Origin of the sequence: Paradesertivirga mongoliensis (assembly GCF_024436395.1) — a bacterium.
Lineage (GTDB): Bacteria > Bacteroidota > Bacteroidia > Sphingobacteriales > Sphingobacteriaceae > Paradesertivirga > Paradesertivirga mongoliensis.
The window spans coordinates 900,279-915,503 of sequence record NZ_JAFMZO010000003.1 but is presented as its reverse complement, the minus strand read 5'-3'; the positions used below and the strand labels follow the sequence as shown (position 1 = coordinate 915,503).

Below are 15,225 nucleotides of genomic sequence, written 5' to 3'. Positions count from 1 at the left end.
AGGGTGCATGATGAGAAAGGTATTAAGGAGCTTTATTGCGGGTTTGTCAATTCTAAGTTATACTTCTGTAGCTCAGGTAGTGGGTGATGAAGATAAAGACATGTTTAACCATGCGAGAAAAAGGGATCAGCAAGCGATAGATGAAGCCAGGAACGGTTGGTGGGCAGAGTCGATGAAAACGCATGATCAGCGTATCGCCTGGTGGCGCGACGCTAAGTTCGGCATGTTTGTGCATTGGGGCGTGTATTCTGATGCAGCTGGGGAGTGGAAAGGAAAGACTGTTAGTGGTTATGCGGAACACCTGATGCGGAAGGAGAAGATTACCCGGGCTGAATACCTGGAACTTGCCCATCGGTTTAATCCGGTAAAGTTTAATGCAGATGAATGGATTCTGAGTGCCAAAAAAGCGGGCATGAACTATTTCATCATAACGGCCAAACATCATGATGGATTTGCCCTTTGGGATTCCAAAGTTTCGGAGTTTGATATCAAAGACCAAACGCCATTTAAGCGTGATCCACTGGCCGAACTTGCCGCTGCTGCGAAGAAACATGGCGTTAAATTCGGCTTTTATTATTCCCATGCTTTTGATTGGGAGCATCCTGATGCGCCGGGTAACGACTGGGAGTATCAAAACCCTGGTGGCGATAAACTTCTAGGGGGAGCTAACTGGTTTGATACGCATCCCGAATGGCTGCCAAAAGCAGTTAAATATGTAGATCACAAAGCGATTCCTCAAATTAAGGAACTGATTAATAATTATCACCCTGATATTCTGTGGTTCGATACGCCGCATAAACTTCCTCTGTCAGAAAATATCCGGATTCTTAAAGCCATCCGGGAAACCGACCCGAATATCGTGGTAAACGGCCGGCTGGCGAGGAGCTCGTCTGGCAACTTTGGCGATTATATCAATACAGGTGACAGACCTGCCGAATTTCGGCCGGTAGAGGGCGATTGGGAAGCTATTCCCACAACAAACGAGTCTTACGGCTATTCGAAGCACGATAACAGTCATAAGCCTGCAAAGTTCTTTATTCAGTTGCTGGCAAAAGCGTCGTCACGCGGAGGAAACCTGTTAACTAATATTGGTCCCAAGGGCGATGGAAGTTTTGATTCGAAAGACAAACAAATCCTGGATAGTGTAGGCAATTGGGTGGCTAAGTATGCCGAAAGTATATACACAACAGGGAGGTCTGCGCTCCCGCTTCAGGCATGGGGAGTTACCACTCAAAAGGGTAGGAAACTGTATTTGCATGTGTTTAACTGGCCAAAGGATGGAAATTTGGTTCTTGGAGGAATGAAAACCGATATCACAAAGGCATATCTTCTGGCAGATGTTTCGAAAAAAAATCTTACTGCCAAGAGAGTAGGCAATGCCGACCATCAAATAAAGGTTCCTTTCAGTTCTCCAGATCAATCAAATGCGGTAATAGTAGTAGAAACAAGCTCAGAAATTAAAGCTGAGCCGATCCGGCGTTTGGCTACCAGCGGGTATACCAATCGTTTACTGGCCTTCGACGCGCAAGTACACGGCACAGGCTTTGGCTTCGGCGACGGAAAAACCGATCGTTATTTCGTAGACGGCTGGAAAAGTAGCGATCAGCATATTTCCTGGGATGTTCTGCTTCTGCAGCCTGCCATATATAGAATAGTGATAAAATATCTTCCGGGTTCGGAAGCGGGCAGTTCGTATAGTGTAAGTCTCGGCGATTTCAAGACAACTGCACAAACGCTTTCGGGAAAAGCTGTTGCTGTTGTAACTCAGGATTTGGGTATGGTAAATTTGAATAAAGCCCGGCATCGGCTAACCATCAAACCATTAAAGATAAAGGGGACTGAATTGATGAAAATTCTGGAAGTCCAGCTAATACGAGTGATTTAAAATTGAATATGAAATATAAGTGTATCAGTACAGCGATTGTGTCTTTGGTGTTTCACAGCTTTTCTTACGCTCAGAAAATTGATATTGATAAAGCGCTCGACCATGCTGCAAAACAAACATCGGTAATGCTGCTTGAAGTTGAAAAGGCTAAGGATCCGGCAAAACCAGAACTGGTGTCGCCCCGGACTCTTGATGAAGGCGAATTAAAATTGGTCGCTTCCCGCGATTGGACCAGCGGTTTTTTTCCCGGAGTGTTATGGTATCTTTCAGAATATACAGGAAGTAAGGAGTGGGAGAAACAAGCAAAGAAGTTTACCGCAGAGATCGAGAGAGAAAAAACAAACGGTGGTACCCACGATATGGGTTTCAAGATATATTGCAGTGTTGGTAATGGCTATCGTCTAACCGCAGACAGGCATTACAAAGACGTTATTATAGAATCAGCCAAAACCTTGTCTGGTAGGTTTAATCCCAGAACAGGTGTCATGCGTTCATGGGATCACAGTAGCGACAAATGGATAAATCCTGTGATCATTGATAATATGATGAATCTCGAATTGCTTTTTGCTGCAACAAAGCTTACCGGAGACTCATCGTTCTATAAAATCGCAGTATCTCATGCCAACACTACCATGAAAAATCATTTCCGTCCGGATTATAGTTCTTATCACGTGTTGGATTATGACCCTGAAACAGGTGCCGTACTGAAAAAAAATACCCACCAGGGATATTCTCACGAATCCTCCTGGTCGAGAGGGCAGGCATGGGCGCTTTACGGATATGCTATGTGTTTTAGAGAAACGAAAGATCCTCAATATCTTAAGCAGTCTGAAAACATTGCCAATTTTATCTTAAAACATAAGCGCTTACCAAAAGACATGGTGCCTTATAGCGACTTTGACGCGCCAAATATTCCTAACGAAGCCAGAGATGCATCGGCTGCCGCTGTTATCGCTTCCGGATTGTATGAATTGAGTCTTTATAGTAAACAAGGTAAGCGCTTGCGCAAGGCTGCCGACAAAATAATGAAGAGCTTGACTACAAAATATACTGCAGCTCCGGGACAAGCCAAAGGGTTTATTCTTCTGCACAGTACCGGAGCCGCCCCGTCAAAAAGTGAAGTGGACGTTCCTTTAAGCTATGCAGATTACTATTATCTGGAAGCCTTATTGAGGAAGAAGAATCTGGAAGAAGGTAAGCCGGTAGTTCAACTTTAAAGAGGTATGAGAGTTTTTTTTGTCACCCTTCTGTTTTTATACAGCACAAATGAATTGCTTCAGGCCAAGGAATATGAGATTAAATCGGCAAGAGAATTGGCTGCCCTTGATTTAAAGGCTGGTGATAAAGTAATTTTGAAGGCAGGCGACTGGAAAGATCAGAAATTGGTTTTTAAGGGAGTTGGTACCGAAAAGGATCCTATTGAGCTGATAGCTGAGAAACAAGGTCAGGTAAAGCTTTCGGGCAGGTCAAGTATTGAAATAGACGGAATCTGGCTAAAAGTGGACGGCCTACTATTTACAGATGGATATCTGGAAAAAGGCGACGTAATTCTTTTCAAAAGCAATTCGAATAATTGCAGGGTAACCAATACCGCTATTATAGATTTCAATCACCCCGACGATAAGATCGACTACAAATGGGTGTCGATAAATGGCAGTCGCAACAGGGTGGATCATTGCTATTTTAAAGGTAAAAAACATCAGGGAGTAACATTGGTGGTTTGGCTGTCCGAAAATCCTAATTATCATCAAATTGATCATAATTATTTTGGCCCGCGGCCAGAGCTAGGACGGAATGGCGGAGAAACTATTCGCATCGGAACGAGCACCTGGTCGTTTCACGATTCAGGAACAGTAGTAGAAAATAATATTTTCGACCGTTGCGATGGCGAGCTTGAAGCTGTTTCGGTCAAATCCGGTAAAAATATCATCCGCAATAATCTGTTTTACGAGTGCAGGGCCACCTTAACATTACGGCACGGAAACGATTCAGAGGTTTCTGGCAACTACTTCCTGGGGAATAATAAACCTGGCACGGGTGGGGTGAGAATTATTGGTGAAAACCATAAGGTTGATAACAACTATTTCCAGGAGCTTACCGGAACAAGCGTAAGCGCAGCCATCTCGGTAATGGCGGGTTTACCAAATCCGCAGCTGACAAGCCATTGGCAGGTGAAGAATGCGGTAATAACCAATAACACAATCATCAATTGTAAAGAGCCTTTTGCCATCGCCGCAGGGTATAAGGCCGGGCGATACCTGCCTGCACTCAACACCACCTTCGCAAAGAATATTATCATCGGAAAAGAGGAGCCTCTGAAATGGTACGACGACAAGGTAATTGTCGCTTTTCGCGATAATTGCGTGTCTGGACCGACCGGTTCAGCAAAACTTCCCGAAGGGTTTAAATTGAAAGATATCCGGATGGAAAGAACGAATTTCAATACCTATAAAATAGCTGGAAGGAAAAAGATAATCCCTTTCTGGACAAGAGAAAAAGTTGGTCCTCAATGGATGAAGGCCAGCGTTGATTACCAGGTCCCTGTAAATACTAATAGAAACTAATGAGAAGATATTGCTTTGCGCTGGATTTGAAAGATGACGAAACTTTAATTGCAGAATATGAACGGCTTCATAAAAACGTATGGCCCGAAGTTTTGGCCAGTATAAAGGAGTCCGGAATAGAGAATATGGAAATTTACCGGTGTCAAAACCGTTTGTTTATGATCATGGACGTATCTGATTCATTTAGCTTCGCTGATAAGGCCGCCAGCGATGCGTCGAACATTAAAGTGCGGGCATGGGAAGCGCTTATGTGGAATTTCCAACAATCTTTGCCCGGTTCGAAACTCGGCGAAAAATGGGTTTTGATGAATCCTGTCTTTAAACTTTAAACCAACTTAGTCGTACATTAATGAAAAAGGTTACAATAGCAGTTTCTACCCTTTGCGCTGTCACGATACTTTTCTCTTTCCGCCAGGAAGATAAACCTATTTATAAAAAAGGTTGGATAGATTTCAACAAGAATGGACGGAAAGACATCTACGAAGATCCCATCCAGCCTGTTGAAAAGCGCGTGGAGAATCTGTTATCCCAGATGACTGTTGACGAGAAAACTTGCCAGCTGGCCACTTTGTATGGCTATGGTGCGGTTCTGAAAGATCGTTTGCCAACCGACGGCTGGCGGGACAGTGTTTGGAAAGACGGAATTGCCAATATAGATGAGCAATTAACAGGCTTGCGCAAGGATACTCTATATGCCTATCCCTATTCTTCACACGCCGAAGCGATTAACAAAATTCAAAAGTTTTTCGTTGAAGAAACCCGTTTAGGGATTCCTGTCGATTTTACCACTGAGGGTATCCGCGGACTTAATCACATGAAAGCCACATACTTTCCTGCTCAGATAGCACAAGGCTCGTCGTTCAACAAGCAACTGGTTTATAAAATAGGAGAGGTTACAGGAAGGGAAGCAAAGGCGCTTGGCTACACCAATGTTTACTCGCCAATTCTCGATGTATCAAGTGATCCAAGGTGGGGAAGGATTGAAGAAACTTATGGTTGCGACCCCTTCCTGGTTGGGCAGTTGGGTAAACAGAATATTCTTGCTATTCAGAAAAATAATGTGGTGTCTACCACCAAGCATTTCGCGGTATACAGCATCCCTGTTGGCGGTCGCGATGGCGACGTTCGCACCGACCCTAAAGTAGCGCCCCGCGAGATGTGGGATCTTTACCTCGAACCATTCAGAGTCGCTTTTCAGGAAGCGGGCGCCAAAGGTACCATGGCTTCTTACAACGACTACGACGGTGTTCCGATAATAGGCAGCAAGTATTTCCTGACAGATATCCTTCGCATGCAATTTGGGTTTAACGGCTATGTTGTCAGCGACAGCTGGGCCTTTGAGTATTTGTTTAACAAACACCGTGTAGCTAAAGACACTGCAGATGCGGGAAAAATGGCTTTAGAGGCAGGGATGAACGTTCGCACGACTTTCCAAAGTCCCAAGCCCTACTTGCTCGGTATCAGACGCGGTGTCAAAAATGGCTCGATTTCTATGGAGGTGGTAGATGAGCGGGTACGTGAAGTACTCCGTGTAAAGTTTTGGCAGGGGCTTTTCGATACGCCTTATATTTCAAAGCCGGCTCTGGCCGATAAAATGGTACATAACAGAGAAGCGCAGGAGCTGGCTTTGCAAGCGGCAAGAGAAGGCATTGTTTTGCTGAAAAATGAGAATAATACGTTACCGCTAAACCGAAGTTCAATAAAAAGCATCGCACTTATCGGCCCCAACGTAAAAGAAGAGAAAAGTTTAAGTTCACGGTATGGCCCTACACATTCAAAGGTAGTTACGGTGTTTGAAGGTATCAGAGCAGCACTGCCGGCGTCGGTAACATTAAGTTATGCAAAAGGGGCAGAACATACCGACAAGAATTTCCCTGCAAGCGACGTAGAGGATTTTGACCTGAGCCCCGAAGAAGATGCTTTATTGAATGAGGCCATAATCCTTGCCGCGAAGGCAGATGTTATTATTCTGGCAGTAGGCGATAATGATAAGACTGTCGGAGAATCGAAATCACGTCTTAGCCTTGACCTTCCGGGAAGGCAGGAATTGCTTGTTCGCAAAGTTGCAGCCCTTAAGAAACCAACAGTGTTATTATTAGTAGGTGGAAGACCCGCTACGATAAACTTCGCCAGTAAAAACATTCCCTCCATTCTCGAGACCTGGTACTTAGGCGAAAAAATGGGTACCGCCATTGCCGATGTTCTTTTCGGGACATATAATCCCGGAGGAAAGCTTCCTGTACCATTTCCTAAATCTGCTGGTCAGATTCCACTTTCTTTCCCACTTAAGCCGGGAGCCGGCGGAAACGGGGATGCTGACGTCAAAGGATTTTTATACCCATTCGGCTTTGGACTCAGTTACACCACATTCTCTTATTCAGATATGAAGGTAAACACGGATGACTACGCTACTAAGGGCCACGTGCTGGTAAGCTGCAAGGTCAAAAATACCGGGCAACGCGAGGGGGATGAAGTTGTGCAACTTTATATTAATGACGAGCTCAGTTCGGTTACCACTTATGTCAGACAGTTAAAGGGCTTCGAGCGTATTGCGCTAAAAGCCGGAGAAGAGAAAACCTTGCAGTTTTTGCTTTCTAAAAGGGATTTTTCTTTGCTGAACCGTAATATGGAGCGGGTGGTAGAGCCGGGCAGCTTTAAAATACTACTTGGATCGTCGTCTGAAGACATCAGACTGCAAGCCAGGATCAATCTCTGAGGAAGTGCTGCATTCGCGCGAATTATCTTCTGTTGACAAAATATAGTCCAGGGGATGCTAATCGAGATGAATAATAGGCCAATAATGTGGAATAAGGGGAGCTTCATTACGCTAATTTTATTCAAAGAAATTAACCAATACTAACCCAACAGTACTCACTCCTATCCTGAAGAGACTGTTACAAATTGTGAACCGTATGATGATATTTTTACGAACACCATTCAGCCGCATTTGCAGATTTTCTGACAATATTTCTTCACATCCCAGGTAGTGCTGGTTTTATTGCGAGTTTTCGAATTCTAATAGTCTAGTTTTTAATATATAACAAAGTTTTATGGTCATTTCATTACTTCACCGTAAGTGGGGGTTGCTTTTTATTGTCTTTGCGTTTTGTTGGGGGAGTGCTTTTTCTCTTGATAAAAACACAGGGAAAATTGCATCGTTCTCAGAATCCTCAGGCGGGATTCACTCAAGTATTTCAAATCGTCTAGCCCGTGAAAAACCTAAGAAAAAGCCCGCCGTGCAGGGCCTCGTAAAAGAGGTTACGGGTACAGTGTCTGATACACTTGGACCTATGCCCGGGGTTACGGTTTTTTTAAAAAGTAATCCAAGTATCGGTACGAGTACCGACCTGAATGGTAAGTACATCTTAGAGGTGCCTGATGAGGAAGCTGTTTTAGTATTCAAGATGATCGGGTATACTACCGTTGAGATGCCAGTTAAAGGAAAGAGGGTTATTGATGTAGTGATTAAAACCAGCTCTCAAATGTTGGATGAAGCAGTGGTTGTTGCATTTGGCACTCAAAAGAAAGAATCAGTAATAGGCTCAATTACCACTATTAAGCCCAGCGAACTAAAGGTGCCCTCGAGTAATCTGACTACAGCTCTTGCCGGTCGTGTGGCAGGAGTGATTGCTTATCAGCGAAGCGGTGAGCCCGGGCAGGATAACGCTGAGTTCTTTATTCGGGGTGCCACCACTTTCGGTTATAAGAAGGAGCCACTGATATTGATTGATAACATGGAGTATACCACAACGGAGCTGGCAAGGTTGACGCCAGATGACATTGAGAGTTTCTCTATTATGAAAGACGCCACCGCAAATGCATTGTACGGCGCGAGGGGCGCAAATGGTGTTATCCTGATTACTACCAAACAAGGTAAAGAGGGAAAACCGAAAATTAGCGTTCGTATGGAAAACTCTATCTCCTCGCCTACGCGAAATATAGAGCTCGCAGATCCGGTTACTTATATGAAGTTACATACTCAGGCGGTATTAACCAGGGATCCTTCCGGACAGGGTATTATTTATTCGCAGAGCAAAATTGATAATACCGAATCGGGGGTTAACCCGATAGCCTTTCCTGTTGTCGACTGGCAGAAGGAATTATTTAAAAAGCAAACGATCAATCAGCGGGCCAATATGAGTCTTAGCGGAGGTGGTCAGGTTGCAACTTATTATGTTGCTGGTTCGTTTGCGCAGGATAACGGTATACTCAAAGTTGATAAGAGAAATAATTTTAACAGCAATATCGACCTTAAAACCTTCAGCCTGCGATCTAACGTCTCCATCAATGTGGCTAAAGGGACTACTTTAGGAGTCCGTCTGAACGGACTTTTCGATGATTATAATGGCCCGATTGACGGGGGTTCAGGGATTTATAACAAAGTGATGCACGCACCACAGACTTTGTTCCGTCCATACTACGAACCAACAGATCAGTTTAAGTCGGCCAATCACATTCTTTTCGGAAATTCTGATCTGGGAGGCTTTTTAAATCCTTATGCTGATATGGTGAAGGGCTACAAAGAATATTCACGTTCACTAATGCTGGCACAGCTGGAAGTGAAGCAGGACCTTGCCTTTGTGACACCAGGTTTGACTTTTAACGGGATGTTTAATACGAATCGTCGGGCATATTTTGATGTCACCCGCCAGTATAACCCGTTTCTTTATAAAGTAAGTACATACGATAAGGCAGAAAATACTTTTGCGCTGGCGCCAATTAATCCGGATACAGGAACCGACTTTTTGAATTTTAGTCCGGGAACGGAGACCGTATCGTCCGAATTTTACATGCAGACAGCCGCTAACTACTCGCGCACTTTCAAGGATAAGCATACTGTTTCGGGGATGACCGTATTCACCATGCAGTCGAAGTTGGCCGGTAATGCAGGAAGTCTACAGGAATCGTTAGCTGGACGAAATATGGGTGTTTCGGGTCGGGCGACCTACAATTACGACAGCAGGTATTTTGTGGAGTTTAATTTTGGATACAATGGTTCAGAAAGGTTCCATTCTAGTAAAAGATTCGGCTTTTTCCCTTCTGCAGGAGCAGCCTGGGCGGTATCAAATGAGAAGTTCTTTGAACCTTTCAGGGGCGTTGTTAGCAAACTGAGACTGCGCGGTAATTACGGTTTGGTTGGTAATGACGCTATTGGAAGCGCTGAAGAACGGTTTTTTTATCTGTCGGAGGTGAACATGAACAACTCTTCTTACGGGGCTAATTTCGGTACAGCAGGTTCAAATATCAATGGCATATCGTTAAATCGCTATGAAAATCCCGAAGTTACCTGGGAGACCGCAGCTAATTCAACTTTTGGACTAGAGCTGGGAATTAAGGACAATTTCGAAATTATTGCCGAGTATTTTACCGAGCGGCGCTATAATATTTTGATGGATCGAGCATCTATTCCTAAAACCATGGGTTTACAGGGTAGCACACCTAAGGCCAATGTGGGGGGCGCAAAAAGCCGCGCAGTTGACTTAACTCTTAGCTATAACAATAGATTTGGCAAAGATTGGGTGCTTTCGGTACGTGGAAATATGACCTACGCCAAGAACATGTATACCCAATATGAAGAGCCGATATACGATAATTACTGGCAGTATCGTGCGGGCCAGTCGACTGCACAGCAATGGGGATACATTGCCGAGCGTCTGTTTGTGGATGATGAAGAAGTAAGAAGTTCGCCGACTCAAAACTTCAACGGATTTATCGCTATGGGCGGAGATATTAAGTATCGCGATGTTGACGGCGACGGGCAGATCACGACTAAAGATCAGGTGCCGATCGGTTTCCCTACGCGGCCTGAAATTGTGTATGGTTCTGGTTTTTCAGCGAGTTACAAAAACCTTGATTTTTCGGCTTTTTTCCAGGGATCTGCAAGGTCTTCATTCTGGATAGATGTAAACGCTACATCGCCGTTTGTGAACAATACTCAGCTTATAGCAGCCTATGCGGAGAATCATTGGTCTGAAGAAAACAGAGACTTATACGCATTATGGCCTCGTTTAACGGCTTATCAAAATGGTAACAACGATGAGAGGAGCACATGGTTTATGCGCAACGGAGCTTTTCTTCGCCTGAAGCAGATAGAACTCGGCTACAAGCTTCCGGTTAAAATGACGAAAAAGGTGAAAATTAATAATCTAAGGCTATATGGTACTGCCACCAACTTATTCACCATAAGCCAATTTGATCTTTGGGATATCGAGATGGGCGGACAGGGTCTGGGATATCCAATTCAGCGGGTAATAAATTTTGGAGTTCAGGTGGGTCTATAAAAAGTACGAGATGAAAAAGTATAAAGTAATCATAATTATTGCGTTTCTGGGTGTTGCAAGCTCATGTCAGAAATATTTGGACGTAGTTCCTGATAACGTTCCCACCATCGACTATGCCTTCACTCTGCGCTCGTCGGCCCAAAGGTTTCTGGCCACTTGCTATTCTTATATGCCGAGGAACGGCCATTTTAATACTAATGCTGCATTCAATGCCGCAGACGAGGTATGGCATCCAGTCCCTTTGGCTGATGTGAACGGCGACATTGTTAGTATAGCACGCGGATTGCAGAATGTTTCCGATCCCTTTGCCAACTATTGGGAAGGCACAAGGCAAGGTCGGCCGCTTTTTCAGGGAATAAGAGACTGCAATATCTTTTTAGAAAATATCGCAAAAGTGTCTGATCTGGAAGAATATGAGCGGCAGCGATGGATTGCAGAGGTTAAATTTCTTAAAGCCTACTATCATTTTATCCTGTTAAGGAGTTATGGCCCCATCCCTATTGTTCGCGAGAATCTTCCTCTGGGAAGTTCAACGGATGAGGTGCATGTTTTCAGAGAGCCTGTAGATGAGGTTGTAAAGTACATAGTGCAACTATTAGACGAATCCGCGGCCATTTCGGATCTGCCCGACCGCTTACAGGGAACAGAAACCTCTGAGCTTGGAAGGATAACGAGAACTATAGTTTTAGCCCTTAAGGCAAAGGTTTTGGTGACTGCCGCAAGCCCGCTATTTAACGGTAATCCCGATTATGCCTCTTTTAAAGACAAGCGTGGGATGCAGTTGATTAGCAGTACCTACGATCCTGTGAAATGGGACAGTGCAGTTGTTGCCTGTAAAAAAGCAATCGACCTTTGCGAAAAAGTTGGCTATGGATTGCATCATTTCCAGGGCAATAGTGGATATAAAATTGGGGATAACGATTCTATTAAAACCCAGTTAGACCTTCGCACGGCGCTTACAGATAAAGCAAACAACATCGAGGTGATTTGGGCCAATACTCTCAGCAGAGCTACCGATATCCAGCGCTGGTCAATGCCATTAATAACTGCAGGTGTTAGCGGAAGCGGTCCGAAAGGGATTTTAGCACCCACTTTAAAGTTTGTGGAGATGTTCTACTCGGCAAATGGAGTACCGATTGATGAGGATAAAACCTATCCATATGCACAACGATTTAACCTTCAAACGGCAGGTGAGGAGGATAAGTACCACATTTTGGAAACGGAAACTACTGTTAAGATGCACTTCGGTCGCGAGGAACGGTTCTATGCTTATATCGGTTTTGACCGTGGGGTCTGGTTTGGCAACTGGGTAAACAATTACGATATAAAGAGCCTGTTTGGTGTTAGGGGCAGAAAAGGAGAGATTGCTGCCCGTCAGGGGATTAGTAATTACTCTATCACCAGTTATACTATTAAAAAGCTGGTAAATATCGAGACTGTTGCGGCCAGCGACGGAAATGTAACCGGCGCCAACCAGGAGCAGTATCCATGGCCCGAGTTCAGAATGGCGGATTTATATCTTCTATACTCAGAAGCTCTTAATGAAGCGCAGGGATACTCTGCCGAGACCACCCAGGGAATAAATAAAGTGAGAGAGAGGGCTGGGTTACCATCGGTCGAGGAGGCCTGGACTAATTATTCTACAAATCCAGATAAGTATAAAACTAAAGCAGGTTTGCGCGAAATTATTCAGCGAGAGCGGGCACTGGAATTAGCTTTTGAAGGACATAGATACTGGGATTTGAGAAGATGGAAGACTGCGCACATTGAACTTAATAAGCCGATAAAGGCCTGGGATATCTCTCAGTCGGATGCCGTGTCTTTCTACAGGGAGGTGCTTCTCTGGAATCAGCGCTTCACGACTAAAGATTATCTGACTCCAATCAGATTAACTGAAATGCAAATCAATAAGAATCTGGTTCAAAATCCCGGATGGTAAACATATAATCATAAAAGAATGAAAACATTTAAATTCAAAATTTCACTTTTCGTCTTGTTTGCCATACTCTCGTATGCATGTCAAAACGATTCCTTAAATCCTATCGATGAAGATAGCACGCCACCAGGGAAGGTTTCGGACGTTGTTGTTGAACCGGGGCAGGGTTCGGCAAGAATATCCTATACCCTGCCTAATTCGTCAAATTTATTGTATGTAAAGGCGGTTTTTGAAATTAAGCCGGGCGTCAAGCAAGAGGCTAAGGCATCTTATTATAAGAGTTTCGTTGTGGTAGAAGGTTTCGCCGATACACTTGTGCATGACGTAACACTGTATGCTGTAAGCCGATCTGAAAAGTTATCTGAGCCAGTCACGGTTAAAGTAAAGCCTCTTCCTGCGCCGGTGTATGATGTTTTTAATACGCTTGATATCAGCGAGTCGTTCGGGGGATTTCTCGTAAAGTTCAACAATCCAGCAGCCAATAGCTTAAATGTGAATAGCAACATCCGGATTGGCGTGCTTCGCTATGATTCCCTGGCTAAAGAATGGGATCAAATCGATATGCATTACAGCGGCCTTGTGGATGGAAAGTTTTCGGTAAGGGGCCTTGAAGCTAAAAAGCAAAAATTTGGATTTTTTATCAAAGATAGGTTCGACAATGTTACCGACACCCTGATCAGGGAGATGACTCCGATTTTTGAACAGCAAATCGACGGAAGCAAAATCAAGCATGTAAAAAGCGGACACCCGGTTCCCCAGGTCGCGCCTTTGCCGCTGGATGGTTCTGAAGTTAAACACGCTGAAGTATACAGTTCCTCGTGGGAATTACCCAAGCTGTTTAACGACGTTTACGGTCATAGCGATGGGCTTCACACCAAAGAGCGCTTTGCACAGCCCATCTGGATAACTATGGATCTGGGCGTTACAGCTAAATTAAGCAGATATAAATGGTGGCAGCGCTTGCACACAAATGGTCAGGATTATTTCTACAGCCATGGAAATCCACATCAATGGGAGATATGGGGTACAAACAATCTAAGTGATCCAAATAGCTGGGTGAAGTTAGATGCCCGTGTGCTCCAAAAGCCTTCGGGTTTACCAGTAGGAATCCTGAGCAACGATGACAGGGAAATTGCTCTGGCAGGCCATGAGTTTGAGTTTGCTGATCATAATACTGCCGTGCGTTATATCGCCTGGAAAAATATCGACAGCTGGGCTTCAATCGAAGGGACGTTCGGGCATCTGCATATGGCCGAACTGAAGTTATGGGGACAAATTCAATAAGATCAAAAATGAAGAAAATCAGATATATAAGGTACTTCCTTATCCTAATCTCAGTAAGCGGGATGGTTGCTTCCTGTAGTAAGATGGACGACAACTATGGGCATTTTATTAAAGATGGCGAAAAAGTTTATACAGGAAAGGCAGAAGCGCTGCAGGCACTTCCTGGCAAGAACCGAATTAAGCTGAAATGGCTATTGGTTTCTGACCCTAAAATAAATAAGGCAGTGGTTTATTGGAATAGCAGGGCAGATTCGATGGTGGTTCCTATTCAACGGACCACGGGAGAGCAGGAGATCGAAGTCATTATCCCAAACCTGGTTGAGAACGCGTACACTTTCCAGGTCTATACTTACGATAACGCGGGGAACCGGTCAATTATGGTGGAAACTATCGGTACGGCCTATGGAGAAAACTACGAACAGACTATCAGCAACAGGCCATTAGATTCTACCAGTTTCCGCCCGAACAATGATTTACTTTTGTCATGGTTCGGAGCGGGAACGCAAGCTGTGAAAGTGGAAGTGATCTATACCGACAGGGCCGGAGCTATTAAAGCCCTGGATATTAAAAAGCAAATCAACCCGCTGAACCCGGCTCTTGCACCGGTGTGGTATGCTACCAATATTCTGCCGAATTATGATAGAACTAAGAGCCTGAAATACAGAACCGGCTATTTGCCGGAAACGGGAGCCATCGACACCTTTTATACGGCGTATACCGAGATAACGGATATAAGAACCTACGTCCCTATCCCTCCGCCGCCTGCGGATGAAAATCTGGCACGGGCCAAACCCATAACCACAAGCGGTGGAAGCGGAACTCCTTTAACCGACGGCAATCGTACCGGTTCAACGAGGTGGCAACCCGGCAGCGGAGAGCGTGGAGATCTAAATGTATGGTTCTATGTGGATTTGGGATCGGTAAAGGAATTTAATACCACCCAGCTTTATATCTCCAAAGATCCGAATAAAATCACCTATTATGAGGTATTGACTTCCGAGGAATCTTCGGTAGGAACCAATACAAAATGGAAAAGAGCCTACATAAAATTTGGTGCACCCGAGGAGGAAGATATCTTTTATTCAAAAGATCCTAACGACGACACCAAATTGGTCCCGCTTAAAGCGAGGTTCATTAAAATCAATGTGGGTTTAAGAGACGCCGATACCAACATCAACATCGCCGAGCTCGAAGTATACAAGTTCGCTAAAATACCTTAAAAGAGCGATACTAGCACCTTTAGACAGACTACAATATCAAAAGCGTTTGGCCGAT

General features: G+C 44.4%; 9 protein-coding genes. All 9 read left to right on the top strand.

What is annotated here, in order from left to right:
• The first annotated feature begins 7 nt into the window (after nucleotides 1–7).
• The 9 genes from J3P43_RS15060 (at nucleotide 8) to J3P43_RS15020 (ending at nucleotide 15,170) form a co-directional block, all read left to right on the top strand.
• The gene (locus tag J3P43_RS15060) at nucleotides 8–1,885 is read left to right on the top strand and encodes an alpha-L-fucosidase (RefSeq protein ID WP_255903869.1); all 1,878 of its coding nucleotides are present in this window, start codon (nucleotides 8–10) and stop codon (nucleotides 1,883–1,885) included.
• 8 nt (nucleotides 1,886–1,893) lie between these two features.
• On the top strand, nucleotides 1,894–3,102 hold the full coding sequence (locus tag J3P43_RS15055; RefSeq protein ID WP_255903867.1) for a glycoside hydrolase family 88 protein: 1,209 nt from the start codon (nucleotides 1,894–1,896) through the stop codon (nucleotides 3,100–3,102).
• Nucleotides 3,103–3,108: 6 nt separating this feature from the next.
• The gene (locus J3P43_RS15050; RefSeq protein ID WP_255903864.1) at nucleotides 3,109–4,449 is read left to right on the top strand and encodes a polysaccharide lyase 6 family protein; all 1,341 of its coding nucleotides are present in this window, start codon (nucleotides 3,109–3,111) and stop codon (nucleotides 4,447–4,449) included.
• Entirely contained in the window at nucleotides 4,449–4,778 is a 330-nt protein-coding gene (locus tag J3P43_RS15045; RefSeq protein ID WP_255903862.1) for an L-rhamnose mutarotase, read from the top strand. The genes J3P43_RS15050 and J3P43_RS15045 overlap by 1 nt, the downstream gene beginning before the upstream one ends.
• Before the next feature lie 20 nt (nucleotides 4,779–4,798).
• The gene (locus J3P43_RS15040) at nucleotides 4,799–7,165 is read left to right on the top strand and encodes a glycoside hydrolase family 3 N-terminal domain-containing protein (RefSeq protein ID WP_255903860.1); all 2,367 of its coding nucleotides are present in this window, start codon (nucleotides 4,799–4,801) and stop codon (nucleotides 7,163–7,165) included.
• A 334-nt stretch (nucleotides 7,166–7,499) separates the two neighbouring features.
• Nucleotides 7,500–10,730, top strand: coding sequence for a SusC/RagA family TonB-linked outer membrane protein (locus J3P43_RS15035; protein ID WP_255903858.1), 3,231 nt, complete (start codon nucleotides 7,500–7,502; stop codon nucleotides 10,728–10,730).
• Nucleotides 10,731–10,740: 10 nt separating this feature from the next.
• Nucleotides 10,741–12,669, top strand: a complete 1,929-nt coding sequence (locus J3P43_RS15030; RefSeq protein ID WP_255903856.1) for a RagB/SusD family nutrient uptake outer membrane protein — start codon at nucleotides 10,741–10,743, stop codon at nucleotides 12,667–12,669.
• Nucleotides 12,670–12,687: 18 nt separating this feature from the next.
• On the top strand, nucleotides 12,688–13,950 hold the full coding sequence (locus J3P43_RS15025; RefSeq protein WP_255903854.1) for a DUF5000 domain-containing lipoprotein: 1,263 nt from the start codon (nucleotides 12,688–12,690) through the stop codon (nucleotides 13,948–13,950).
• Between the two features lie 8 nt (nucleotides 13,951–13,958).
• Nucleotides 13,959–15,170 carry a DUF4998 domain-containing protein gene (locus tag J3P43_RS15020; RefSeq protein ID WP_255903852.1) on the top strand — a complete coding sequence of 404 codons (1,212 nt, stop codon included), beginning with the start codon at nucleotides 13,959–13,961 and terminating at the stop codon, nucleotides 15,168–15,170.
• The last annotated feature ends 55 nt before the right edge of the window (nucleotides 15,171–15,225 follow it).

Bases quoted from the DNA above. Each gene is read 5' to 3' on its own strand.
- J3P43_RS15060 (WP_255903869.1), top strand. From the start codon at position 8: ATGATGAGAAAGGTATTAAGGAGCTTTATTGCGGGTTTGTCAATTCTA.
- J3P43_RS15055 (WP_255903867.1), top strand. From the start codon at position 1,894: ATGAAATATAAGTGTATCAGTACAGCGATTGTGTCTTTGGTGTTTCAC.
- J3P43_RS15050 (WP_255903864.1), top strand. From the start codon at position 3,109: ATGAGAGTTTTTTTTGTCACCCTTCTGTTTTTATACAGCACAAATGAA.
- J3P43_RS15045 (WP_255903862.1), top strand. From the start codon at position 4,449: ATGAGAAGATATTGCTTTGCGCTGGATTTGAAAGATGACGAAACTTTA.
- J3P43_RS15040 (WP_255903860.1), top strand. From the start codon at position 4,799: ATGAAAAAGGTTACAATAGCAGTTTCTACCCTTTGCGCTGTCACGATA.
- J3P43_RS15035 (WP_255903858.1), top strand. From the start codon at position 7,500: ATGGTCATTTCATTACTTCACCGTAAGTGGGGGTTGCTTTTTATTGTC.
- J3P43_RS15030 (WP_255903856.1), top strand. From the start codon at position 10,741: ATGAAAAAGTATAAAGTAATCATAATTATTGCGTTTCTGGGTGTTGCA.
- J3P43_RS15025 (WP_255903854.1), top strand. From the start codon at position 12,688: ATGAAAACATTTAAATTCAAAATTTCACTTTTCGTCTTGTTTGCCATA.
- J3P43_RS15020 (WP_255903852.1), top strand. From the start codon at position 13,959: ATGAAGAAAATCAGATATATAAGGTACTTCCTTATCCTAATCTCAGTA.